16 protein-coding genes and 1 pseudogene are annotated in these 24,065 nt (G+C 73.0%); 11 read left to right on the top strand and 6 right to left on the bottom strand.

The window, feature by feature from the left end; translation table 11 throughout:
* Positions 1 to 214: 214 nt before the first annotated feature.
* The 8 genes from PV343_RS00525 (at position 215) to PV343_RS00560 (ending at position 12,792) form a co-directional block, all read left to right on the top strand.
* On the top strand, positions 215 to 739 hold the full coding sequence (locus PV343_RS00525) for a DUF485 domain-containing protein (protein ID WP_319144709.1): 525 nt from the start codon (positions 215 to 217) through the stop codon (positions 737 to 739).
* Entirely contained in the window at positions 736 to 2,352 is a 1,617-nt protein-coding gene (locus PV343_RS00530; protein ID WP_319144710.1) for a cation acetate symporter, read from the top strand. Before PV343_RS00525 ends, PV343_RS00530 begins: the two co-directional genes overlap by 4 nt.
* Before the next feature lie 354 nt (positions 2,353 to 2,706).
* Positions 2,707 to 3,588: an alpha/beta hydrolase gene (locus tag PV343_RS00535; protein ID WP_319144711.1), complete on the top strand. Its 882-nt coding sequence runs from the start codon at positions 2,707 to 2,709 to the stop codon at positions 3,586 to 3,588.
* Between the two features lie 3 nt (positions 3,589 to 3,591).
* Entirely contained in the window at positions 3,592 to 4,413 is an 822-nt protein-coding gene (locus tag PV343_RS00540) for an SCO6745 family protein (RefSeq protein WP_319144712.1), read from the top strand.
* A 111-nt stretch (positions 4,414 to 4,524) separates the two neighbouring features.
* A complete protein-coding gene (locus PV343_RS00545; protein WP_319144713.1) occupies positions 4,525 to 7,392 on the top strand; it encodes a LuxR family transcriptional regulator in 2,868 nt (955 codons plus the stop codon).
* A gap of 363 nt (positions 7,393 to 7,755) precedes the next feature.
* Complete coding sequence (locus PV343_RS00550; RefSeq protein ID WP_319144714.1) at positions 7,756 to 8,370, top strand: hypothetical protein; 615 nt, start codon at positions 7,756 to 7,758, stop codon at positions 8,368 to 8,370.
* The gene (locus tag PV343_RS00555; RefSeq protein WP_319145157.1) at positions 8,370 to 10,613 is read left to right on the top strand and encodes a bifunctional serine/threonine-protein kinase/ABC transporter substrate-binding protein; all 2,244 of its coding nucleotides are present in this window, start codon (positions 8,370 to 8,372) and stop codon (positions 10,611 to 10,613) included. Before PV343_RS00550 ends, PV343_RS00555 begins: the two co-directional genes overlap by 1 nt.
* Before the next feature lie 10 nt (positions 10,614 to 10,623).
* Positions 10,624 to 12,792 carry a bifunctional serine/threonine-protein kinase/ABC transporter substrate-binding protein gene (locus tag PV343_RS00560; protein WP_319144715.1) on the top strand — a complete coding sequence of 723 codons (2,169 nt, stop codon included), beginning with the start codon at positions 10,624 to 10,626 and terminating at the stop codon, positions 12,790 to 12,792.
* A 50-nt stretch (positions 12,793 to 12,842) separates the two neighbouring features.
* On the opposite strand, the gene PV343_RS00565 is transcribed toward PV343_RS00560, so the two are convergent.
* The gene (locus tag PV343_RS00565; RefSeq protein ID WP_319144716.1) at positions 12,843 to 13,343 is read right to left on the bottom strand and encodes a hypothetical protein; all 501 of its coding nucleotides are present in this window, start codon (positions 13,341 to 13,343) and stop codon (positions 12,843 to 12,845) included.
* A 1,211-nt stretch (positions 13,344 to 14,554) separates the two neighbouring features.
* Here PV343_RS00565 and PV343_RS00570 point away from each other — a divergent pair.
* Positions 14,555 to 15,445, top strand: coding sequence for a glycoside hydrolase family 19 protein (locus PV343_RS00570; protein ID WP_319144717.1), 891 nt, complete (start codon positions 14,555 to 14,557; stop codon positions 15,443 to 15,445).
* A gap of 386 nt (positions 15,446 to 15,831) precedes the next feature.
* Here PV343_RS00570 and PV343_RS00575 read toward each other — a convergent pair whose 3' ends face one another.
* Positions 15,832 to 16,536: a helix-turn-helix domain-containing protein gene (locus PV343_RS00575; RefSeq protein ID WP_319144718.1), complete on the bottom strand. Its 705-nt coding sequence runs from the start codon at positions 16,534 to 16,536 to the stop codon at positions 15,832 to 15,834.
* Between the two features lie 89 nt (positions 16,537 to 16,625).
* On the opposite strand from PV343_RS00575, the gene PV343_RS00580 reads away from it, so the two are divergent.
* Positions 16,626 to 17,678 carry an alcohol dehydrogenase catalytic domain-containing protein gene (locus PV343_RS00580; protein ID WP_319144719.1) on the top strand — a complete coding sequence of 351 codons (1,053 nt, stop codon included), beginning with the start codon at positions 16,626 to 16,628 and terminating at the stop codon, positions 17,676 to 17,678.
* A 43-nt stretch (positions 17,679 to 17,721) separates the two neighbouring features.
* Positions 17,722 to 17,817, top strand: a pseudogene (locus PV343_RS00585) (antibiotic biosynthesis monooxygenase); the annotation flags it as partial.
* A gap of 6 nt (positions 17,818 to 17,823) precedes the next feature.
* Here the strand turns inward: PV343_RS00585 and PV343_RS00590 are convergent.
* From PV343_RS00590 to PV343_RS00605, 4 genes are all read right to left on the bottom strand, one after another.
* Positions 17,824 to 20,244, bottom strand: a complete 2,421-nt coding sequence (locus tag PV343_RS00590; RefSeq protein WP_319144720.1) for a SpoIIE family protein phosphatase — start codon at positions 20,242 to 20,244, stop codon at positions 17,824 to 17,826.
* A 470-nt stretch (positions 20,245 to 20,714) separates the two neighbouring features.
* Positions 20,715 to 21,992, bottom strand: coding sequence for an ABC transporter substrate-binding protein (locus PV343_RS00595; protein WP_319144721.1), 1,278 nt, complete (start codon positions 21,990 to 21,992; stop codon positions 20,715 to 20,717).
* Between the two features lie 5 nt (positions 21,993 to 21,997).
* Positions 21,998 to 23,185 carry a branched-chain amino acid ABC transporter permease gene (locus PV343_RS00600; RefSeq protein WP_319144722.1) on the bottom strand — a complete coding sequence of 396 codons (1,188 nt, stop codon included), beginning with the start codon at positions 23,183 to 23,185 and terminating at the stop codon, positions 21,998 to 22,000.
* Positions 23,182 to 24,063, bottom strand: a complete 882-nt coding sequence (locus PV343_RS00605; protein ID WP_319144723.1) for a branched-chain amino acid ABC transporter permease — start codon at positions 24,061 to 24,063, stop codon at positions 23,182 to 23,184. Before PV343_RS00605 ends, PV343_RS00600 begins: the two co-directional genes overlap by 4 nt.
* Positions 24,064 to 24,065: the final 2 nt, after the last annotated feature.

A 24,065-nucleotide genomic window follows, 5' to 3' on the forward strand; every position in this document is an offset into this window, starting at 1 on the left:
CCCCCATGGTCCAGGGGCTACGGTCCCGGAGCCGGGATCGCCGATCGCCGGACGATCACCGTCCGACGGCGACTGCGAACGATCACCACTTCGACCTCGAAACGTGACACTCGGCGGCCTTACCAGGCATTCCAACCAGTCGGTATCGTGCGCCGTCGCACTCAGCTTCACCGCCGACCTCCCACGCACCCTCGCCGCCCCGGAAGGCCTTGCGATGACACTTCCCGACGACGGCCCGTACCCGCCACCGGCACAGCCGGGATGGCCACGGCCGCCTGCCGAATCCCCCGCCCACGCCCCCTGGCGCGCGGCACCCGAGCGGCAGACGCCGTACGGGCACAGCGTCGCGCAGGGGCACTCGTACGGCTACGACGCCCCCTGGCCCGACCCGTACGGGCAGCCGGCCCGGCACCGACCGCCCGCGCCCGACCGGTACGACGGGGACCTCGACGCCCTGCGCTCGGCCTACCGCGTGCTGCGCCGCGTCTCCACGCTCACCGCGCTCGGCTCCTTCGTGGTGTACGTCCTGCTGTCCTGCTGCGCTCCGGACCTCATGGGGGCCGAGATCGCCGGGGACCTCAGCCTGGGCATGGCCGTGGGGATCCTCCAGCTCGTCGTCACCTTCGCGGCGGTCCTCTGGTACGGCCGCAGCGCCCGGCGCTCCGTGGACCCGCTGGCGCGGGCCGTGCGGGAGCGGTCGGTCAGGCGGCCGGAACGGGAAGCCGGGGTGGCGAGATGAACGACTTCGGCTCGGGGACGCAGACCGTCGTCCTGGTCCTGTTCACCACACTGGTGACCCTCACCCTGCTGATGTGCGTGATGGCGGGACCGGACCGCGACGACCTGACGAACTTCTACACCGGGTACCTCTCGCTCACCCCCCTCAAGAACGGCCTGGCGATCGCGGGCGACTACATCTCGGCGGCCACGGTGCTGAGCACCACCGGCATCATCGCGCTCGCCGGATACGACGGTTACGTCCTGGCGGTCAGCACCGCCCTGTCCCTGGTGCTGCTGATGTTCCTGCTGGCCGAACCGTTGCGCAACGCCGGCAGTTTCACCATGGGCGACGTGCTGGCGCGCACCCTGCCGGGGCGTGCGACCCGTATCGCCTCCTGCGCGGTGACGCTCTGCGCGACCCTGCCCTTCCTGGTCGTCCAGCTCTCCGGAGCCGGGTCACTGCTCACCTTCATCCTGGGCATCCCGCACGTGGCGGGCGCCCGGACGATCTGCATCGTCCTCGTCGGCAGCCTGATGATCATCTACGCGGCACTCGGCGGTATCAAGGGCACCGCGCTCATCCAGATGATCAAGATCGTCCTCCTGCTCGGCACCAGCGCCACCGTCGCCCTCCTCGTCCTGAACCGCTTCCACTGGAGCCCGGACGCGGTGCTGCGGGCCGCCCGGCGCGGCAGCGGAGCGGGCCCCGCCTTCTTCCAGCAGGGCCTCCAGCTGGGCACCTCGGCCGTCGACCGGCTGGACTTCGCCAGTCTCCAGATCACCGTCATCCTCGGCGCCGCCTGTCTGCCCCACATCACGATGCGCCTGTACTCAGCGCGGGACGTGCCGGCCGTGCGTCGCTCCATGTCCTGGGCGGTCGGCACGGTCACCACGTTCTGCCTGCTCGTGATCGTCATGGGGACGGGCGCGGCGGCGCTGGTGGGCTCGCGGTACATCACCGCGGCCGACCCGCACGGAAGGACGTCCGTGCTCATGCTGTCCCGGGCACTCGGCGACGGAGCCGGCACCGTGGGCACCACGGTTCTCTACGCGGCCATGGCCGGAACGGTGTTCATCACGCTGCTGTCCTCGGTCGCCGGGATGACGCTGGCCGCGGCCTCGTCGCTCGCCCACGACCTGTTCGCCCACGTCGTGCGGCGGGGCCGGGCCGAGCCGCGTACGGAGATGACGGTGGCGGCCTGGACGAGCGCGGCCGTGGGTGTCGCCGCCATCGCGCTCTCCGTCCTGGTCCAGGGCTGGGACGTCGCCGTACTGACCACGCTGGCGATCTGCATAGGGGCGTCGGCCGTGGCCCCCGCGCTGACGTACTCCCTGTTCTGGCCCGGCTTCACGCGCACGGGCCTGCTCGCGAGCCTGTACGGCGGCACGGCCTGCGCGCTGGTGCTGATGGCCTTCTCCAAGGCCGTCTCGGGCACCCCGGCCGCGGTCTTCCCGCACGCGGACTTCCACTGGTTCCCCATGCAGTCCACCGGACTGGTATCCGTCCCGGTCGGCTACCTGGCGGGCTGGCTGGGCAGCCGTCTGGAGCACCGGCGCCGCGCCGCCGACGGCCTGGAGAGCCGGCGCCGGTACGAGGAGAGCGAGGCACGGCTGCTCGCCGCGGCCGAATGACCACACCGGCCCGGGCGGGCCACGCGGGCGGCCTGCGGGTCGCCGCCGTGGTCCGCCCGGTGGCCAGGACCCGACGGTCCGGGGCGCGCTCCTCGCTCTGCGGGAGGAGTTCCGGGAGGAACAGGAGCACCGGACCGCGGCCACGCTGACCGCCGAGCGCGGCCGACGTCATCGGAGGGGCGGCGCGCGAGCAGGTCAGCGTCATGGCCTGCAACGCCTTCGTGCCCGGCGAACCGACGTCAAGTTCAACTGCGTCCTCGCGTACGCCCCTGCGTGCGTCACGCCTTGACAGGCGACCCTTCCACCTGAAGGCTACCGACCAGTCGGTATGAGCGGTACGAGGAGGCGGAGGGCGTGCGCGAACTGAGCATCTCCACCGACGCGGGCGTGTTCGACGCGATGGTGGCGGGTCCCCCCGAGGGCCGCCCGGTGCTGTTGCTGCACGGGTTCCCGCAGACGGGGCTGGTGTGGCGACGGCAGATCGCGGCGCTGGCCGCGCACGGCTACCGCGTGGTGGCACCCGACCAGCGCGGATACTCCCCCGGCGCCCGCCCGCGGCGGGCCGAGGACTACCGCATGAACCTGCTCGTCGACGACGTGGTCGCGATCACGGAGGAGCTCGGCTGGCCGGCGTTCGACCTGGTCGGCCACGACTGGGGAGGCGCGGTGGCCTGGTGGACCGCAGACGCCCACCCCGGCCGCGTACGCACCCTGACGGTGGTCTCGACGCCGCACCCCGGCGCCCTGGCCACCGCCCTGCGCGGCGACGAGGACCAGCGCGAGCGCTCGCGCTACATGCGCGACTGGCGCGAGACGCCCGCCACCGAGGAGCGCATGCTGGCCCACGACGCCCAAGAGCTCCGCGCCCTCTACGCCGGGAAGGTCCCGCGGGACAGTGCCGAGGCCTACCTCCGGCACCTGTCCCGGCCGGGGGCTCTCACCGCCGCGCTGAACTGGTACCGGGCGGGCCGCCCCGACCACGCGATCGGCGTCGTCGAGGTGCCCACGCTGTACGTCTGGAGCACGCAGGACAGCGCGTTCGGCGCGGTGGCGGCACAGGGGACGGGGCGGTGGGTCGACGGGCCGTACCGGTTCGAGACCCTCCAGGGCGTCAGCCACTGGGTCCCCGAGGAGGCGCCCGAAGCGCTGAGCCGCCTGCTGCTCGACCACCTGCGAACGCACGGCGCGTACCGGACCGCGACCTACACCCCGACCGCCGACTCCCCGAAGAGGTGACCCGTGAAGGCAGCGCACGCGGCCTGGCGCCGGCTCGAGGCCGTACACGGCATGATCTATTTCGTCCCCGAGGCGAGGCGACGGTACCGGGACCTCGGACTGAGCGGACGCGCCGGGTACTTCACCTCCCGGAGCGCCGCGTTCGGCCGGGCGTCCGCCGAGCTGATCATCGCGACCTTCTACAACTTCCACCCCGATCTCGTACGGCGGACGGTCGAGGGGGCCTGGGACGCGACCACGCCGCAGCAGGTGCTGGACGCCCGGTACGCCGCGGCGGAGGAAGCCCTGCGGCGGGCGGGGATCCACGAGCTGCCCGGCCTGGACGAGGTCGTGGCGCTGACCCGTTCCGCCGCCGAGGCGGCCTGCGAACACGCGCAGGGCCGCCCGCTGTTCGCCGCGCACGCCGCGCTGCCCTGGCCGCAGGAGCCGGTGCTGCGGCTGTGGCACGCCCAGACGCTGCTCCGGGAGTTCCGTGGAGACGGCCATGTCGCCTGCCTGCTCAGTGAGGGCGTCGGGGCCGCGGAAGCCCTGGTCCTGCACGCCGCGACCGGCGAGGTCCCCGGCGACTTCCTCAGAGCGAGCCGCGCATGGCCCGAGGAGGAGTGGGCCGGTGCCCGGGAGCGCCTGCGCGAGCGAGGTCTCCTCGACGGCGACTCCCTCAGCCCGCAGGGGTCCGTCCTGCGCCGGCACATCGAGGACCGCACCGACCGCCTGGCCCTTCCCGCCTACGCCGTCCTGGGTGACACCGGCTGCGAGCGGCTCGCGGAACTCGCGAAGCCCTTCGGCCGCGCCGTGGTCGAGGCCGGCCTGCTCAGGACCGGCTGAACGCCGACTCACGGTGCCTGTCGTGTCGCCCCGTAAGGTGAGCTGTGGGGAACGAAGATCGACGCGGGTGAGCAGGTCACCGGTCGGGCGGGGGGCGTCAGCGTGGCGGGAATGGTGGGCAGGTCGGCGGAACTCGCCCGGCTGGACGCCCTCTTGACGGACCTGGGCCGGTCGGGTCTGCCGAAGGTCGTCGACATCGTCGGTGAACCCGGCATCGGGAAGAGCAGGTTGCTCGACGAGGTGTGCGCGCGGGCCCGCGCGGCCGGGATCACCGCATTGCGCGGCCGGGCCACCGAGTACGAACAGCACGTCCCCCACCGCCTGTTCACCGACGCGTTGGCCGACCCCGGCCCCCTGGACGCCGACCCCGCCCTCGCCGAAGCGCGCTCGGTGCTGTGCGGCATCGGGAAGGAGCCGGGCGACGGCCGCGCCGAAGGCACCGCCGCCCGGTTCGGGCTGCATCGGGCGATCGCCGCTTCCCTGACGCACCTGGGCGAGCAGGGGCTGGTGCTGGCCCTGGACGACCTGCACTGGGCGGATCCCGCCTCCCGCGAGCTGGTGGACCACCTCATCCGGCACCCCCCGCGCGGACCCGTCCTGCTGGTGGTGGCCCGCCGGGACCGGCAGACGCCGGCCTCGCTGACCGCGGCGCTGACACGCGGCGCGGTCGGCGGAGCCGTGCTCCAGCTCGCCCTGGAGCCGCTCTCCGAGCAGGAATCCGTCCTGGCGCTGGCTCCCGACATACCTGGGGAGCGGGCCAGGCGGCTGCACGCCGCAAGCGAGGGCAACCCCCTGTATCTGTTCGCCCTGGCGCACGCCCACCGCACAGGGGGCCTACCGCACGGCCCCACGCCCGACGGACACGGCGACGCCGTGGAGCCGGCCGGCCTGCCCCGAGGGCTCACCGTGCTGCTGCTCGACGAGTTGACCACGCTCACCGAGCCGCAGCGCCGGCTCGTCGAGGCGGTGGCGGCGCTCGGCGACCACGCGACGCCCGCCCTGGTGACCGCGGTGACCGGGCTGTCCCTCAAGGACGTCGAGAACGAGACCGGTGCCCTGGTCGCGCGGGACCTGCTGCGCGCCGGGCCGGGCGGCCGGTGGGCGCTGCGCCATCCCCTGCTCCGGACCCTGGTCCACGAGGGAACCGCGCCGGGGTGGCGGGCCGAGATCCACCGCCGTGCCGCGCGCGAACTGGCCCGCGCCGGCGCTCCCGTCACCGACCGGGCCCGGCACGTGGAACGGTCGCTGACCGGCTGGGACCCCCAGGCCGCCGAGGTGCTCGTCGAGGCCGCCGCACGGTTCACCTCGACCGCCCCGGGCACGGCCGCCCATCTGCTGGACGTCGTCCTCACCCACCTGCCGGACACCCCCGACCGTTTCGCGCGGCGCGGCGAACTGGTCCTGGCCCGCGCCCGCGCACTGGGCGTCAGCGGGAACCTCCAGGAGAGCCGGGACCTGCTGCACATCCTGATCGAGACGGCCGGCAAGGACCATCCCGAACTGCGCACGCAGGCCGTCGCGCAGTGTGCCGTGATGGAACGGCACCTCGGCCATTCTCCCGAGGCCACCGCGCTGCTGCGCCGGGAGCTGTCCCGCGATCCGGGCCCGTCCCCCGCCCAGGCGGTCTCCCTGCGGCTGGCTCTCGGGATGTCCGCCCTGCTGACCGCGTCCTACCCGGACGCACGCGAGGACGTCGCCCAGGCCGTCGCCCTGGCACGCTCCCACGACCATCCGACCGGCGAGGCGGCGGCGCTGGCCCTGGCGGCCCTGGGCGAGGCGTACGAGGGGGAGACCGAGGCGGCGGCCCGGTTCGCGGACGCCGCCGGTTCGCTGGCGGACGCGCTGACCGATCCCGGTCTCGCGGATCCGTGCGAGGCACTGGTCTGGCTGGCCTGGGCGGAGACCCTGCTGGAGCGCTACGACGACGCCGAGCGGCACCTCACCCGGGGGCTCCGCATCGCCCGCCGCACCGGACAACTCCACGTTTTGCCCCACCTGTTGACGAGCCGGGCCTTCGTCCACCTCACCACCTGCCGGCTGCCGTCCGCGCTGGAGGCCGCGGAGGAGGCGGAGTCCATCGCCCGGGCCGCGGGCAGCGACGAGCTTCTGGGCTTCACCCTGGCGATCAAGACACTCGTGCTGTTGCTGGTGCGTCCGCTGGGGGACGCCGGCGCGCTGTCCACCGGCGAGGAGGCCGTCGCCGCGGCCGGCCGCAGCAGGGGCTGGTGGTCGTCCCTGGCCTGGTGCATGCTCGGGCACGCGGCCTACGCGAGCGGCGACCCCCACCGGGCGCGGGAGGCCATCACGACGGCGGGCGGCGGCGCCGCGCTGCCGCTGCTGCAACCCTCGATCCGCCCTGGGCAGCTCGACACCCTCGCGGCCGCGGCCCTCGCCGCCGGTGACGCGGACGCGGCCGGTGACTGGATCGACCGGGCGACCCGCGAGGCCGACCGGCTCGGCCTCGCCGGCCAGCGCGCCGCCGCCCTGCGCGCCCAGGCGACGCTGGCCGAGTACCACGGCGAGCCCGCCCTGGCCGTGCGGCTCCTCGAAGCGGCGGCACAGGAGTACGTCCGCTGCGGCCAGTCCCTGTGGGAGGCGTACTCCCTGCTGCGGGCGGCACCCCTGGCGCGGCGCACCGGGCAGGGAGCACATGCCGCCGCGATGTGGCGCCGGGCGCACCGGATCGCCGTCGGCGGCGGCGCCCGCCTGCTGGTGGACCTCGCCGAACTCATCCGGCCCGAGGTGACGGAGGAGACGCCGACGCTGCCGGCACAGCTCGCTGAGCTGACGGCCCGCGAGCTGGAGGTGGCGGAGCTGGTGGCGCGGGGGCTGAGCAACCAGGACATCGCCGGCCGGCTCCACCTCAGCCGGCGCACCGTGGAAACCCACCTGTCCTCGGTCTACCGGAAGGCGTCGGTGCCCTCCCGCGCGGCCCTGGCCGGACTCATGACCCGCGTCGGGCTGGGAGCCGGATCCTGAACCGTGCCCGGTGAGCGGTCCACCACCTCACCTCCCATCCGGCCACTCGGGACGAGGCGGAACACGTAGGGAGTTACGTGTTTCCACGGAGGCCCCTCGTCCCGACGGCGTCTACCTTCGGCAGTCGGACGGGACGAGTGGTGCAGAGGGGACTGCGTGGAGAGCAACACCCGGGGGAAACGGGGAAGTTGGGTGACGCTCATGGTGGCGGGGAGCCTGCTGGCCGGGTGTTCGGCGCAGGGGGCGGACGGCGGCTCCCCGCCTCGGGAGGGCTCGCGCACGCACGCCGCGACGCCTGGAGCCGCGGCGCGTCCGTCGGGCGGCCCTTCCGCCACTCCCGTCTTCACACCCGACGCCGGCCTCGTGCCCAGGACTTCGAAGGAGGGGCGGGGCCTGGTGGGCGCCGTGGTGTTCGCTCCACAAGACTGGGGCCGGCGCTTCGTCGCGCAGGACCCGGCCGAGAGCACCCCGGGCACCTGGGCCGTGCTGGACGACGACTGCCGCTGGGAGCGGCGGAAACTCCCCCCGGGCGTGCTGGCCAGCCTGTCCCGCTACAGCAGGCTGCCCGCCGGCCAAGGCAAGGGTGCCGTCAAGGTGACGGCCGCGGCCACCGCGCACTCCTCCGTCCTCGGCGCCGACGAACAGCTCAGCACCACGCTGGAGGAAGTCCTGCGCTGCCCGGAGCAACAGCCACGGGCCGACGCGCGGATCACGGGCCTGAACTCCCTCGGCACCCCCTTCGGTGCCCGCGAGCAGGACTACGCCGACGACTCGGTGCTGGAAGCCGGTCAGTACGTGAGGAAGGGCGGCGACGCCCAGCCGTACCTGTGGATGGTCGCCCGGCTGGGCACCGTCGTCGTGGCCGTGTCCGTGACGGGCGGCACAGGGCACACCGAGCCGGAACTCCAGCAACTGGGAGCCACCGCCCTCGGTCAGATGCTGGGGCGCGTTCAGCAGCGCCTGAAGGAGAGCAAGTGATGGAGCCGCTGCGCACTTCGGATCCGTCCAGCCTGGCGGGCCACCGGCTGCTCGGGCGCCTCGGCGCGGGCGGGATGGGCGTGGTGTACCTGGCCCGCTCGGCCGGCGGTGCCCTGGTCGCGCTCAAGGTGATCCAGGCCGAGTACGCCGAGGACGCCGACTTCCGGGAGCGGTTCCGGCGGGAGGCGGAGACGGCCCGCCGGATGACCAGCCCGTGGGTGGCGTCCCTGGTCGACGCCGACCCGGAGGCGTCGCAGCCCTGGCTGGCCACGGACTTCGTACCGGGGCCCTCGCTCGGTGAGGCCGTCGCGGCGCACGGGCCGTTGCCCGTGCGCGGCCTGCGCGTGCTGGGAGCGCGGCTCGCCGAGGCGCTGCGGGACCTGCACGGGGTCGGGCTGGTGCACCGGGACGTCAAGCCCGGCAATGTGCTGCTGGCGCTCGACGGACCACGTCTGATCGACTTCGGTGTGGCCCGCGATCCGCGGGACACCGGGCTCACGTCGACCGGTGTCGTGGTCGGCACGCCCGGCTTCCTGCCTCCGGAACAGGCGGGGGGCGGCCACGAGCCGGGTCCGGCCGGCGACGTCTTCTCGCTGGGCTGCGTACTGGCCCACGCGGCCCACGGCCGCCCGCCCTTCGGCACCGGCTCGCTCGACGCGATGCTGTACCGCACGGTGCATGACGCGCCGGACCTGGACGGTGTGCCGCGGGAGCTCGCCGAGGTGGTGCGCGGCTGCCTGGAGAAGGATCCGCGGCTGCGGCCCACCGCCGAGGAGTTGTCGCGAACGCTCACGGCCACCCCGCCCGCTGCCCCTGCCGACCCGCGGGAGGCGCTGCGTGCGGACCCCCGGCCGGCGCGCGAGGAACGCGAGCCCGGTGACCGGGCATGGTTGCCCGAGCCGCTGGTCCGGCTGATCGCCGAACGGGCGGCGGCCGGGCTCGCGCTGCCCGCCGTGGACGAGACCGAGGTGGACCCCGGGTCCGCCGGCACCGCGCGGGACGACACCGCCGGACAGCCGTCGGACCGTGCCGTCGGCAGGCGCCGTCTCCTCGTCCTGGCCGGTGGTGCGCTGGCCGTGGCCGCGGGCGGCGGTGTGGCCGCCTGGGCCGCGCTCTCCGGTGACGGCGAGGGGAACGGCGGCACGGGCGCCCCGACCGGGCCCGTGCACACGATCGGCCTGCACGCCGATCTGAGCGGTGACCACCGGGCGGTGGGCCGGGCTCAGGAGCGGGGGCTGCGGCTCGCCGTCGAGGAGTTCAACTCCCGTACGGACAGGCCCTTCACCCTCGCTGTCCGGGCCGTGGACGACGGCGGCGACCCGGCCGGAGCAGTCGCCGCGGCCAAGCGGCTCGTCGCCGACCCTTCCGTGCTGGCCGTCATCGGCCCCACCACGGACGACACCGCCCTGGCCGCGCTGGCCACGTACGACGCCGCGTCGCTTCCCCTGATCGCGGTGTCGCCCGGCGCCACCGTGCTGACCGTCACGGGCAGCCGGTCCTTCCTCCACGCCCGCGTGACGGACACCGTCCTGCCGTTCTACCTCAGCGCCTATCTGCGCGGCACCGCGAAGTCGCGCACGATCGGGATCGTCGACGACCGGGCGGCGGACGCGTACGCCTGGGAGATCAGCAGTTCGCTCAGCCGGGCTCTCCGGGACGCCCGGCAACCGGCCGTCCCGAAGGTGGTCAGCGCTCTGCGGACGGACTTCGGGCCGACCCTCGACGCCCTCCTCGACGGCGGCGCGGACTCCGTGGTCTTCGCCGGCTACCACGACCGGGCCGCGCTGCTGGCCCGGGAACTGAGGCACCGTGGCTTCCCGGGCGCACGGGCCGCCGCCCAGGGGGTGCTCGACAGCCGGTTCCTGACCGCCGCCGGCGACGCGGCCGACGGCTGGGTGATCGTCGCTCCCGTCATGGACGCCTCCGTGGCACCCGAGGCCAAGGCGTTCGCGGCCGCGTACCGCAAACGGTTCGGCACCGAGCCGGAACGGTACGCCGCCGAGGCGTACGACGTGGCCCGGCTGACCGCGCGGAGCCTGAGCTCGTCGGCCGCCGGACGCGCCACCCGGCACGACCTGACGACGGCGCTGCGGGGAGCCTCCTACCGGGGGATCACCAAGAACTTCGCCTTCGACAGGAAGACCGGGGCCCTGGTCATCGACGGGCGCGGGGTCTACCTGTGGACGGCCGGCGGCGGCCGGTTCCGGTACCAGGGCGCGGCGCCCTTCCGGGTCTCCACCTGATGGGGCGCTGATGGAGCCGCTGCGCGGCGCCGACCCGGCCGGGATCGCGGGCTACCGGCTGCTGCGCCGGCTGGGCGCGGGCGGCATGGGCGTGGTGTACCTGGCGCGTTCCGGCGGGGGCTCGCTGGCCGCGCTGAAGGTCATCCGAGCCGCGCACGCGGACGATCCGGGCTTCCGGGCCCGTTTCCGCCGTGAGGTGGAGACGGCGTCCCGGGTCGTGAGCCCCTGGGTCGTACCACTGCTCGACGCGGACCCGGACGCCGAGTCGCCCTGGCTCGCCACGGCGTTCGTGCCGGGCCCCTCGCTGGCGGAGGCGGTCGAGGAGCGCGGGTCGCTGCCGCACGGTTCGGTGCGGTTCCTGGGGGCACGCCTCGCGGAGGCGCTGGAGGCCGTGCACGAGGCGGGTCTGGTGCACCGGGACGTCAAGCCGGGCAATGTGCTGCTCGCGGTCGACGGGCCCCGGATGATCGATTTCGGCATCGCCCGGATGCCCGAGGACACCGCGCTCACCGCCAGCGGGATGGTGGTCGGCTCCCCCGGGTTCCTCTCCCCCGAACAGGCCCAAGGGCGCGGCCGGGAGATCGGCCCGGCCGCCGACGTCTTCTCGCTCGGCTGTCTGCTGGCGTTCGCGGTGACGGGCGAACGCCCCTTCGGCCGGGGCTCCGCGGCCGAGGTGCTGGTGCGTACCGTCCACGACGAACCGGACCTGGACGGCGTACCGGCGCCGTTGCTGCCGCTGCTGCGGGACTGCCTGGCGAAGGAGCCCGGCGCCCGCCCCACCGTGGCCGAGGTGCGGGCGGCGCTGGACCAGGGGCACGAGGCCGGGGGCTGGTTGCCGGAGTCGCTCACCGGGCACATCGCGCGCCGTTCGGCCGCCGCGCTCGCGCTGCCCGCGGTCGAGGCGACCGAGGTGTCCGGCGCTCCGGCGGACGTCGCCACGGTGCCGGTCGCGGAGGGGACGCCGAGGGGCGCCGTACGACGCCGTTCCCTGGTGCTGGGCTCGGCCGCCGGGGTGGTGGCGGCGGCCGCCACGGCGGCCTGGTGGACGGCGGACCGACCCGGCCGCGCCGCGGCGCGCGGTACCGGCACACGGCTGCCACGCCTGGCCGTCGCCCTGCACGCCGACCTGACGGGTGGTCAGAAGTCGACCGGACTGGCGCAGCGCGACGGTGTCCGACTGGCCGTCGACCACGTCAACTCCCGGGCCGGCCGCGGCTTCGACCTCACGCTCCAGGTGCACGACGACGCGGGCAGCACGACCCGGGCGCGGCAGGTCGCGCGGCGGCTCGCGGCCGACGACCGGGTCCTGGCCGTGATCGGCCCAACCACCGACGCCTGCGCCGGAGCCGTCCTCAAGGACTATCTGAAGGCGCTGCTCCCCATGGTCTCCGTGTCGGTCGGGCTCGACGACTTCTCCGCCCTCGGGTACCGGACGTACGCGGCCACCCGGCCCCCCGACCGCGACCTGGCGGCACCGCTGGTCGCCTACCTCGTCCGCACCGTCGGGGCCCGCCGGACGGTGCTGATCGATGACGCGGCCGAGGGCGACTTCAGCTGGGAGATCTGTGCGGGCGTCGCCGACGCGGTCGGCTCGGGACGGGCCACCACGACCCGGCGCACCCTCGCCGCCGGGGACGACGGGGCCGCGGCCTTCCGTGCCCTCGCCGCGTCGGTGACCGGCGCGGACGCGGACGCGGTGGTGTTCACCGGAGGACCCGCCCGTGCGGCGGAACTGGCCCGTGCGCTGCGCGCCGCCGGCTACTCCGGTGCGCGACTGGCCACCCAACGCGCCTTCGAGCCACGCTTCCTCACCTCGGCGGGCGACGCCGGGGAGGGGTGGGTCTTCGCCACCGCCTTCCTCGACCCGACCCGTGTGACGGCCGCGAAGCCTTTCGTAAGGGCCTACCGCGAGCGCTTCGGCGGCGCCCCGCCCCGGTACTCCGCGGAGGCCTACGACGCGACGCTCTTCGTGGCCCGGGCGATGACGGCGCTGGGCGCCTCCCGCGCGGAACGGGGCGCGCTCGTGGGGCGGCTGCGCGAGACGGACTACCGGGGGATCACCAAGCGGCTGAGCTACACGTCGTCGACCAGGAGCTACTCCACGAAGGCGCTGTACCTCTTCCAGGCGTCCGGTGGCCGCTTCCGCTTTCTCGGCCAGTACGAGGACGCCACGGCGTGAGCCGGCGCCGGGCCGGGAGCCGGACGGACCGGACCGACCGTCCGCCCCCCTCAGGCGTCCCCCGCCGACGGCACGCAGGTCCAGCCGTGCCGGACGTTTCCGCGTTCCCCGCCCTCGACCCGGGTGACGTCGGGCCCTCCGTCGCCGCGCGAGAGCAGTGCGCTGACCAGCGTGCGGTACGCGAAGAAGAGCGTCGCGGCGACGGTGACGGCGAAGGCGACCCCAGGCCCGTACCCCGTGCCCGTCGAGGTGCGGATCACGTGCAGGAAGCCGTAGCCGCTGAGGACCGTCGCCACCGCGCACACCTTCCACCACCAGCCGTGCCTGCGGCGCTCACCGCGCACGTCGGCGAACGACGGGAGCGCCACCAGGAGCCGGGCGCCACAATGGTCACACGTCGTACGGGTCTCGTTCCTGCCCTCCTCGAAACGCTCCAGACGGCCCGCGTCGGCGTTGGTCAGGGCGATCGTCCGTGCCTGGTAGGGACCGCCCTCCCGGCTGACGATGTGCGTGATCCTGTACTCGAAGGTCCCCGACACCTGTGCGGCCACGGCTCCCGCTCCTTCCCCCTGGTCCGGTTCACGTCCGATTGTCGGTGCGCCATGGCTCCGTACCGCCGCGAACCCACCACCCGGGACCGCCTTGTGACGCCCTCGGGAACTACCGCTGACGAACGACTTCGCCGCTCGGTGAGCCACTGCCGGTGGGAGAGGGGCTGACGCTGCCGGAGGCAGTGGCGGAAGGGCTGGCGGAGGGCCGTGCGGAAGGAGCCGCCGTCCGCGGGGGCGAGCTGGGGCGGCGGCCGCTGGTGGCGCGTGGGGTCGGCCTCGCCTTCGCCGAGGGGGGCGCACTGGTGGGGGCGGACGACCGGGGGGCCGGCGACGTGCCGCGAGTCGCGGGCAGCGGCCGCCGGGTACCGTCGCCGTCACGGTCCTGGACGCCCTTTCGCGCCGGGTGCGTACTCGCTCGCTCCGGTGACGCCTGCACATCGGGAAGGCGGACCTCGGGCCCCTCCAGGGACGGCTGTTCCGGGGTCGACGCCGCCCGTGGGGCCGCCGCATGGGGGAACACCGACGCGGTGGCCAGACCTCCGAGGAGCGTGAAGGTGGCTGCGGCGAGAGACCGGACGGCGTACTTCCTCAGACGCGCGGGACGGCCGTTCCGGTCGGCCGCCGGGTCCTGCGAGGCAGTCGGCGCCCCGGGAATAAACGGCCCGGAGGAGCTCGGCACGCCGTTCGAGTGGACCCACGGTATCGCGGTCTCGACGGTCGGAGCACTCTCCTTCCCCTCGCTCGACTGCGCCGCGCCGGGGTCATAAGCCCCGCACTCCGGGCAGGTCACGGCGCCGTTGAGCGTGCGGCTGCACGGGCTGCAGTAGTCCATGAAGCGACCCTTCTCGGTCCTTGAATCGACGGGAGCGCGGGGGCACCCAGCCCGGAGAGCGGGTGGGCCACCGGTTACTGGGGCCAACGGGGCGCGTAGCGGGGACGCTCACCCGCAGGCGGAAGAGTGGGGTATGTAACTCCGCCCGGCCGGGTGTTGACGACCGGGGCGGGGCGGTCGGGCGGGGAGTGCTCGCGGGCGGAGCGAGTGACTGGTCTACACCCTTGACTGGTACAGACCAAAGCGGTTGAGTGTGCCTCCACACCCCCACCACGGCCGCGCCCGCGCCATGGCCGATCCGCTCGGCACGTGCGCACAAGGCCCGGCTTCGCGCTGCCCTCGTCCGGGTACGGCCGTGCTTCGCCTAGGAGTTGATCCTGTGTCGAAACGCCGTCTCTCCGCCGTGCTGACCGCACTCGTGCTGGGAAGCACCGTGCCTGTCCTGCTGCCGGCCACGGACGCGTCCGCCGCCGCGTGTTCGAGCTACCCGAACTGGGTCGCCGGAAGGTCGTACAAGACCGGCGACGTCGTGCGTTACTCCGACGGCAGGGCGTACATCGCCGAGCACGACAACCCGGGCTACGACCCGGTCATCAGCACCTGGTACTGGGACCCGTACGCCTGCGACAGCGGCTCCGGGACCCCCGTCGGCACCTTCGTGGTGAGCGAGGCCCAGTTCAACCAGATGTTCCCGAACCGGAATTCCTTCTACACCTACAGCGGCCTCACCGCCGCTCTCAGCGCCTACCCCGCCTTCGCGAACACCGGCAGCGACACGGTCAGGAAGCAGGAGGCCGCGGCCTTCCTCGCCAACGTGAACCACGAGACCGGCGGCCTGGTGTACGTGGTCGAGCAGAACACCGCCAACTACCCGCACTACTGCGACTGGAGCCGGCCCTACGGCTGCCCGGCCGGCCAGGCGGCCTACTACGGGCGCGGCCCCATCCAGCTCAGCTGGAACTTCAACTACAAGGCCGCGGGCGACGCACTCGGCATCGACCTCCTCGACAACCCGTGGCTGGTGCAGAACGACGCGGCCGTGGCGTGGAAGACGGCTCTCTGGTACTGGAACACCCAGACCGGGCCCGGCTCGATGACGCCCCACAACGCCATGGTCAACAGCGCCGGCTTCGGCCAGACGATCCGCAGCATCAACGGCTCCCTCGAGTGCGACGGCAAGAACCCGGCGCAGGTCCAGAGCCGCGTGGACGCCTACCAGCGGTTCACCCAGATCCTCGGGACGTCACCCGGCGGCAACCTCTACTGCTGATCGCCTCACACGAGGTCGCCCGGTGATGTGAAGCAGGAGCCGGACCGGCCTGGTCGGAGCCGCCGCGGGGAAGCCGTGGGCATGGGGAGACCAGGCCGGAGTGCCGGGGCGCGAGGTCATGGTGGCGGCACACACAGCCACCACATCACCGTGAGACCAGGCACTCTCGGGACAGCCATATCGACCGTGCCGTGGCTGGGGGTGCGTCGCGGGTCGCGCGGCAGGGGAACCGGCCGCGCCGCCGGCTCGTCCGGAGTCCGGGTGTACAGGGAAATGACGCGCGTCCGGCCGGCGAAAAGACCGGGGCCCGGCTCTTCGAGGGGCCCGGAGCGGTGCTCCCGGTCCTCGGGCTTCACTTCGCCCACGGGGCGGGCCGGCCGGACCGGTCAGCGCGCCGCGGCCTTCCGCTCGGACCGGCCCTTGCGGTTTCGGTCCTGCAGCAGTCGCGCGGTCTGCGCGGACACCGGCGTGGCCAGCAACGCGGTGACCAGGTCGACCAGCCGGCTGGTGAACAACCGGTCGTCCCTGCGAGGGCGTCCGGCGGCCCGGGCGGCGAGTTCGGCGTGACAGAACCGCATGACGGTGAAACGAGTATGGAACACCGCGACGGACTCGGGAGCCAGCAGCGGCTCCACCAGGCGCCGCCAGGGATAGATGCTCGACCCCTCCGTCACGACAACCTCGACCAGGGGTTCGGGGCGGTTGAGCAGTTCGGCCACGATCTGCAGGAACTCGCGGCCGCCGTCGGGCTCGGCGAGTTTCGCGGCGGCGGGCAGCACCAGTGCGGCGGCAAGGGTCCGGAGATCCACGGCGCCACTGTCCTCGTACTGCTGCAGCAGTACCTCCCGGCGGCCGTCCACCGCGGGAAGGTGCTTGTCGAGTACGGCGCGCAGCAGACCCGCGCGGTCGCCGAAGTGGTACTGCAGGGCCGTCGCGTTGCGCTGGCCGGCGGCCCGCTTGATCTCGTTGAGCGACGCACCGTCGATGCCCTTCGCCGCGAACAACTGCTCGGCGGCCCGGATGAGTGTGGCGCGCGTGTCACCCGCCTTCCGGCTCCGAGGCGACGTGGCATGCGTCTCATGTGCTGTCACGGATGCCCATGCTAGCGTCGCCCCGCCGAAGTAATACACATGCATTAATGACTGATGAAGGCGCCTTGGCGCCCGCGGGAGTCAATCCAGTGAAGGCACTGACCTACCACGGCCCCCACGACATCCGTTTCGAGGATGTCCCCGACCCTGCCGTCACCGACCCCACCGACGCGGTCATCCAGGTCACCACGGCCGGCATCTGCGGCAGCGACCTGCACATCTACGGCGGCCACGGATTCAGCCCGGAGACCGGTTACACCCCCGGGCACGAGAGCGTCGGCGTGGTCGCCGACACCGGCGCCCGGGTCACCCGTTTCAAGCCCGGTGACCGCGTCCTGGTTCCCGCCTCGGTCGGCTGCACCCTGTGCGCAACCTGCGCGAGGGGCCTCACCGCCAGGTGCGAGCGAGCCCAGACACCGACGGACCTCTGCTACGGAGTGAGCCCGCACCTTCCGGGAAGTCAGGCCCAGTTCCTGGCCGTGCCCCATGCCGATGTCAACCTGGTGCACCTGCCGGAAGGCATATCGGACGAAGCGGCCATCGTCCTGACGGACAACGCCCCCACGGCCTGGTACGGCTGCCGCCGAGCCCGTATCCAGCCCGGCGAGACGGTTCTCGTCATCGGCCTGGGCCCCGTCGGCCTCATGGCCGCGCAGTCCGCCTTCACGATGGGTGCAGCCCGTGTGCTGGGCGTGGACCTGGTCGCCGAGCGTCGGGCCTTCGCCGAAACCCTGGGCGTCGAGCCCGTCGAGGGCGAGGACGCACGAACGGCCGTACGGGAGATGACGGCGGGGCGCGGACCGGACGCCGTGGTGGAGGCCGTGGGCTCGGACGCCACCATCGGGCTGGCCCTGAAAGCCGTCCGGCAGGCAGGACGGGTCAGCGTCATCGGCGTCAGCCAGAGCAAGGCCTTTCCCTTCCACATGGGAATGGCCCAGATCAAGGAGCTGGAGTTCGCCATAGGGCTGTGCTCGATCCATTACGAGCTCCCCGCACTGATCCCCCTCACCCAGGCCGGCCGGATCACGCCGGAGGCCGTGGTCTCCCACCACTTCGCTCTCTCCGACGGCGCCGCCGCATACGAACTGTTCAACAGCCGCACCGCCGGTGTCCGTAAGATCCTTCTCGACCCCGCACGTTGATCCGCCGAGGGAACCGCATCGTCCCCGCACCGTGACCCAGTGCTCAACGGATGACCCGACGGAGTACGTCCTGGTCGAGGCCTTCCGCGACGACCAGGCCGGTGCCGCGCATGTGCAGTGCGTGCGCTTCAAAGCCAGCGGTCGGTCAGGTGAACATGCCGGCCAGTGACTGTTCGGTCCACACGGTCTTGCCGTCGCGGGTGTAGCGAGTGCCCCAGCGTTCGGTCATCTGGGCCACCAGGAACAGGCCGCGGCCGCCCTCGTCGGTGGTGCGGGCGCGGCGCAGGTGGGGTGAGGTATGGCTGGTGTCGCTGACCTCGCACACCAGAGACCGTTCCCGGATCAGCCGCAGGGTGGCGGGGCCACTGGCGTAGCGGTAGACGTTGGTGACCAGTTCGCTGACGATCAACTCGGTCGTGAACGCCAAGTGCTCCAGACCCCATTCGGTCAGCTTGGCCGAGGTCAGTTCCCGGGCCCGCGCGGCGCTGGCAGGCTCCGGTGGCAGACACCACGAGGCGACATCGTCCGGTGGCAGCATGCGGGTGCGGGCGATCAGCAACGCGACGTCGTCTGCGGGGTGCGCCGGCACGAGCGAGTCGACCACCGCTTGGCATGTCCGTTCCAGCGCGTCCGCGGGGCGGGTGAGCGCCTCGCACAGCTTGGCCAGGCCGGTGTCGGCATCGATGTGGCGTTCGCCGATGAGTCCGTTGGTGTACAGGCACAGCAGACTGCCCTCGGCCAGTTCGACGTCCCGAGCCTCGAACGGCAGCCCGCCCAGGCCGAGCGGTGGGCCGGCGGGCAGCTCGAGCGGAGCCGGCTGTCCGTCCGGAGAGGTCACCACGGGCGGCGGGTGGCCGGCTCGGGCCATGGAGCACCGCCCGGAGACCGGGTCGTACACGGCGTACAGGCAGGTGGCACCGACGACCTGCTCGCCCACGGGCCGTTCGGCGGCCTCTTCCTGTTCGGCGGCCAGCAGGAGGACCAGATCGTCCAGGTGGGAGAGGACCTCGTCCGGTTCCAGGTCGAGGCTGGCGAGCGTGTGTACGGCGGTACGCAACCGGCCCATGGTGGCGGCGGCGTGAATGCCACGTCCCACCACGTCGCCCACGACGAGCGCGACCCGAGCCCCGGACAGCGGAATGACGTCGAACCAGTCGCCGCCCAGGCCCGGGGCCGCGCTGGCCGGCAGATACCGCAGGGCCACCTCCACGGCCGACTGGTCCGGAACCGCCCGGGGCAGAAGGCTGCTCTGCAAGGTGAACGCGGTCTGCTGCTGCTCGGTGAAGCGCCGGGCGTTGTCGACGGCCACGGCGGCGCGCGAGGCCAGTTCCTGGGCGAGGGTGAGGTCGTCCGCCTCGAAGGGATCGGGGCGTCGCGCACGCCACAGGGTCATCACGCCCAGCACCAGGCCCCGTGCGGCAAGAGGCACCACGATCAGGGAGTGGACGCCCAGGTCCGGAGCGTGGATCCCCTGACGGCCTTCCGTGGAGAACCAGTCGGGCGTGAGCACCGGTTCCAGGAACGGCCTGCCCTCGGCCAGGCATCTGGCCTGCGGCGTGTCCGGCGCGAACTCCACCGGCTCGCCCTGGGGGTGGGGCGGACCGGGCTGCTGGGCACCGACGCTGCTGGCTCCCACGCGCACCAGGGGCCCTGCCAGCGCGCGCGCCAGTTCCTCACCGCGTGTCACGGGCTGCAGCAGGTCCACCGACGCATGGTCGGCGAGGTGAGGCACCATCACCTCGGCGAGTTCCCGGGCGGTCTCCGCCACGTCGAGGGTGGTTCCGATACGGCTGCCCGCCTGGTCGAGGAGCGCGAGCCGCCGCTGGGCCTGATGGCGTTCGGTGATGTCCTCGATCATCTCGGCCACACCCAGGATGCGGCCGGAGGGATCCTCCATCGGGAAGGACGAGACCATCGCGACCCGCTCTCGTCCCGGATCCCACTCCAGGCGGACGAACTGCTCGGAGTAGACCGTCGGCCTTCCGGTCGCCATCACCTGGCGCACACGCTCCACGGCCCTGCGCGCGTCGTCCGAGAGGAGGAAACTGCCGGTGGGCAGCCCCCGGAACTCCGCTGCCGGGACGCCGCTGAAGCGTTCGATGGCCCGGTTGACCCGGAGAAGCCTCAGGTCGGGACCGTGGACGACCAGGCCGATCGGGCACCGGCGGTACAACCCGTCGAGCACCGCGCGGTCCCTTTGCCACTCCAGCACGTCCACCGCAAGGGCCGCGGCAAGAAGCCACTCACGGACCCGGCCGTCGCGGGAGAGCGCGTGGGCCCTGAGCCCCACCTCCACGAGCCGCCCGTCGCGGTGCCGCAGCGTCAGCACCCCTGACCAGCCGCCGGTTCTCCTGCACTGCGCCGCGGCCTCCCTGGCAGCCGGCAGATCGCGGGGATCGACCAGGACCTCGAATGCCCGGCGACCGATGACGGATGCGTCCGGATGGCCGAACAGTTCCTGCGCCCGCCGGCTCCATCCGACCACGACTCCACGGTCGTCCAGCACCGCCAAGGCGGCGAGGTGCAGGGCGAAGGGACCGTCGTGGCCTTCGCTGAGCTCCGTCATCCGCTTCTCCACCGCTGGACACCGCTCTGACCTGCTGCTGTAAGCCTATTGAAACCCGGCGGGAGCCGGGCCGCGTGGCGGAGTGCCCAGCTCGCGCGCCGCCACGGCCCCGCTGAGCTCCACCGCGGTGTCCGGAGCGTCCAGGCTGGTGCCGGTGAGTTCCTCGAACGACGCAGCCGGTAACGGACAGCGTTGACGTAGACATGTCCACTGCGGCGCCCGCGCGGACGTGCCGTCCCGTCTCCAGGTATCCCCGCGCCGACTCCTCGATGAGCGCACCGAACTCCCCCTCCGCCTCCAGAGGGCGCAGACAGCGGTCGAGCAGCAGCTCGGCGTCCGGTTCAGCGACGACCGCCACCCGCCAGGACAGGTCACTCAGGTCGTGGATCGCCGCACCGCTGTGGATCTCCGTTCCGCGGGGCGGGGGCGGTCCCGGAGGGCCGGGTGTCGACCGGGACCGCCCCGCCGGCTCACTTGGTCAGCGGGCCGAACTCCTTGCGGGTGTCCACCGGCTTGCCGAACAGCCGCCAGCGCTCGCCCTTGAACCGCATGAGCTGCATCGTCTCCAGCGGGAAGGCGTCGCCGGGGCCGGTGGACAGCGTGACACCGGGCAGCAGCATGCCCACCCGCACGTCCTTCAGGTTGCGCACCGCGTCCCGCAGCCCTTCCCTGGTCGGGCACTTCATCGCGGCCAGCGCCTGGTGCAGGCTGGCGGCGACGGCCCAGCCGTAGGCGTTGAACTGGTTGGCCGGGTCGGCGTCGGGGGCGTACCTGTGCAGGGCCTCCTTGTACGTTTTCACATCGGGGTCGTTCGCCCACCGCGGGTCGGCGGGGTCCTTGAAGTAGGTCGCGGAGACCACGCCCTGCACGTTCTTGAACCCGACGGGCTTGAGCACCGCGGCGGACGACGCCACGTTGTTCACGATGTGCAGCGGGTTCCACCCGGTGTTCCTGGCGTCGGCGGCGAGGGCCTGACTGCCGAACTTGGGGGTGGTGACGTCGAGCAGCACGTCCGCCCGGGAGCGGGCGAGGCTCGCCATCTGGGCCGACACGGACGGGTCGGTGACCTCGTAGCTCTCCGCGGCGACCACCTTGACGCCGCTGCCGGCGACGGCCTTCCGGAACCCGCCGAGCAGGTCCTTGCCGAAGTCGTCGTTCTGGTAGAGGACCGCGACCTTGGCCTTCGGCCTCGTGTCCTTGAGGTACTTGGCGTACACCCGGGCCTCGGCCACGTAGTTGGGCTGCCATCCGATGGTCCAGGGATGCTTGTCGTCCGTGCCCCAGACGGAGGCGCCCGTGGCGACGAACGGCTGAGGCACCTTCCGCTGGTTGAGGTAGTCCCACACCGCTGCGGTGGACGGGGTGCCCAGCGTCTGGAAGACGGCGAAGACCTTCTCCTGCTCGACGAGTCTGCGCGCCTCCTCGACCGCCTTGGGCGGCTGGTAGCCGTCGTCGCGGACGATGAACCGCACCTTGCGGCCGTCTATGCCGCCCTTGTCGTTGACGTGCCGGAAGTAGGCGGCGACCCCCTTGCTGATCGTGCCGTACGCGGAGGCCGGTCCGGACAGCGGGTAGATCCCGCCCAGGGTGATGGTCCTGTCGGTGATGCCGGTGGTCTGCTGGCCCTTGCAGGCACCACCGGCGGCGGTGTCCGTGTCGTCCTGCCCTCGCCGGCTGCTGCAGGCGGTCACGGTGAGCAGGGCGGCGGTCGCGGCCGCGGCCGCCCGCAGAACGGTCGTCTTGCGCATGTGGATCATTCCTTTTCCGTGCGGGGCGGTGCGCCCACGGGTTCGGCGTCGGCAACTGCGGGGTCCGCGGGAGTGAGGATCGCGGAGGGTTCGGACGGGGCCTGGGCCTTCGGCTCGGCATCCGGCGCTGACACGGCCTGGGACGTCGACTCGGTATCCGGTGCGGATACGGCCCCGGGCGTCCGGTCGGGCACGGCCGTGGTGGTGCGGGGCAGGCGACGGGTGACAGGGCCCAGGACACGGCCCGGCAGACCGGCCAGTCCCGTCGGGGCCACGAACATCACCACGATGATCAGCAGGCCGAACACCACGCCCGGTGCCGCCTCGCTGAGGTCCTGGGACACGCTCGGCACGTACATCACGAACGCCCCACCCAGCAGGGGCCCGTACAGCGAGCCGAGCCCCCCGACCACCAGGCCGGCGAGCAGCGTGATGGACAGCACGAAGCTGAAGGAGTCGGGCGAGACGAAGCCGATCACCCAGGTGTACAGACACCCGGCGACTCCCGCGAACATCGCGCTCCACGCGAAGGCGAGGGTCTTGTGCAGGGACAGCCGTACGCCCATGACCTCGGCGGCGCCCTCGTTGTCCCGCATGGCGCGCAGTGCCCGGCCGACCCGGGACCGCAGCAGGTTGCGGCCGAGCAGCAGGATCACCGCGGTGACGGTGAGGACGACGAAGTACGTCCACTGGTCTGCGGCCAGCCCGCTCCACGCGGGCGGCCGCAGTTTCTCCACGGTCAGGCCCATGGAGCCGCCCGTCACCGGTTCCAGCCGCTTGAGCAACGGCGGCAGGAACACCGCGAACGAGAGGGTGACCAGCGCCAGGTACAGCCCGCGCAGCCGCAGGGCGGGCACGCCGAACCCGAGGCCCAGCAGGAAGCATCCGGCAGCCGCGACCGGCAGCGTGGCCAGGTGGCCGGTGCCGTACCGGTCGAGCATGACCGCCGCCGTGTAGGCCCCCGCCGCGAAGAACGCGCCGTGCCCGAGCGAGATCTGCCCGCCGAAACCGACCAGCAGGTTCAGGCCGGCCAGCGCCACGGCGTACACCAGCACCATGGTCAGCTGGAAGACCTGGAACGGGGCGAAGTAGAACGGCGCTCCGACGGCGACCGCCGCCGCGAGCAGCACGGTGAGCGCGGCCCGCAGGCGCCGGGCGCGGTCGGTGCGGAGGGTTGCGACGATCGTGCTCATGCGCGCTCCACCGCCGCCCGTCCGAAGAGGCCCTGGGGCCGTACCAGCAGCACCGCCAGGATGATCACCAAGGGGACGCCCACCTTCAGATCGGGACCGATCACGTCGACGTAGGCCCCGGTCAGCGTCTCGGCGACGCCCACGACCAGGCCGCCGACGACCGCTCCGACGGGGCTGTCGAAGCCCCCGAGGGTGGCGGCGGCGAACGCGTAGATCAGCACCCCGCCCATCATGTTGGGCTCCAGGAACAGCACCGGGGCGACGAGCACGCCGGACACCGCGCCGACCGTCGCGGCCAGCCCCCAGCCGAGCATCAGCACCCGGCCCACCCGGATGCCCGACAGCCGGGCGGAGACGGGGTTGCAGGCGACCGCCCGCATCACCAGGCCGAGGGAGGTGTGCTGGAACAGCAGGTACAGCAGGCCCATGACGACGGCCACCACGCCGAGGATCCCGAGCGTCGACCAGTCCAGACGCACCCCCGCCAGGTCGAGGCCGCCGTCGGGGAACGGCTGCGGGAAGTCCTTCACGGCGAACGACCAGACCAGACCGGCCAGCGCGTTGACGAAGATGAACAGGCCGACCGTGACGATGACCACCGTCAGCTCGGGCGCACCCTGGACGGGGCGGATGACGATCCGCTCGACCAGCACGCCGCCGGCGAAGGACACCGCGAGGGTCACCGGCAGCGCCAGCCAGAACGGCATCCCCGACGCCACCAGTTGCCAGGCGACGTACGTCGAGAGCATGGCCAGCTCGCCCTGCGCGAAGTTGACGATCCCCGTGAACCGGTGGATCAGCACCAGGGCCAGCGCCAGGCTGGCGTACACCGCCCCCGCGCCCAGTCCTTCCACCACTTGCTGCAGAAGATCGGTCACGG

This window comes from Streptomyces sp. WI03-4A (genome assembly GCF_033792105.1).
GTDB classification, from domain to species: domain Bacteria; phylum Actinomycetota; class Actinomycetes; order Streptomycetales; family Streptomycetaceae; genus Streptomyces; species Streptomyces collinus_A.